Genomic DNA, 1,030 nt, shown 5'->3' with positions numbered 1-1,030 from the left:
CAAATTTATTAAGACCCGCTTTTTTTACTGAGAGCTGACGGCTAATAGCTGAATGCTTACGCTAACCTAGTGCAGGATGGCAGAAATAACTAACCAGTTACAAAATCCTAAAACAATTACAGATCAAAAATGATTGACTTTTAAATGCATGACTTTTAACTTCCGGGTAGCGACACTAATCTCTGTTTTTCTTAACCATCATTAATCCCATCATCCATCTGAGATAACATTGTCTGTATTTCAATATTCGACTCCTCAACTTCCATTTCTATCGAATCAAAAGTTGGCTGTACAACGAAAGGTAAAGATGCTCCTATCAATCCTCTTTTAATCCTTTCTGGAGTCTCTGAAAATAAAACAAATAAAGGATAAATTTCCTCAGCTTCTTGAGAATAAATGTGTTTATAACCTTGAGGCATTACCCATTCATATTCCTTATCTAATAAAATCTGAGTTTGTCGCCAACGACTAAGTAGATCGGAAAAGTCTTCCTGGGGTCTATAAATAAAAATAAAAATTTCTGCTCCTGTCTTAACCTTCCACTCAGGGTCGCACATAAAAATTCCTAGATCGCAAGGCAAATTAACAGTTTTTCCTGACTCATTACCATGTTTTCGTAAACTAATAATAGGTAGAGGAATCACAATTAAACTATCTTCTGGACGACGCATACTGGGAAGCATTTCTAAGTATGGTCTATGTTGTTTAAGTAGTGCAATTGTTGCTTGTGAATTACTATATTCTGCTAGTAGTGCTTCGTAATCTGATTTTTTTATAACCATAATAATTTTAATTTTTTCTTATATTTAACTTATAATTTTCTACTATTTCAAATAGGGAATAGGGAGTAGGGAGTAGGGAACAATAGGAAAAAAATTTTCCTGTCTAAGGTTTATCATCAGCATAAGTCCTAACCAACTCGTTCTTTGCTATATAAAATTTGGATAGGAACAGGGAATACAACTTGTTAGGGACTAGCAAAAAAATAGACTACCAGCTAATCTATAGAGTAGAGATTGCTTCGGCTAGA

General features: G+C 34.1%; 1 protein-coding gene. It reads right to left on the bottom strand.

Annotated elements, in window-relative coordinates:
* Positions 1-191: 191 nt before the first annotated feature.
* Positions 192-782 carry a hypothetical protein gene (locus F6K13_RS34660; RefSeq protein WP_124142659.1) on the bottom strand — a complete coding sequence of 197 codons (591 nt, stop codon included), beginning with the start codon at positions 780-782 and terminating at the stop codon, positions 192-194.
* Positions 783-1,030 lie beyond the last annotated feature (248 nt).

Source organism: Okeania sp. SIO2B9 (assembly GCF_010672505.1).
GTDB classification, from domain to species: Bacteria; Cyanobacteriota; Cyanobacteriia; order Cyanobacteriales; family Microcoleaceae; genus Okeania; species Okeania hirsuta.
This window is presented reverse-complemented; position numbering and strand designations above follow the sequence as displayed.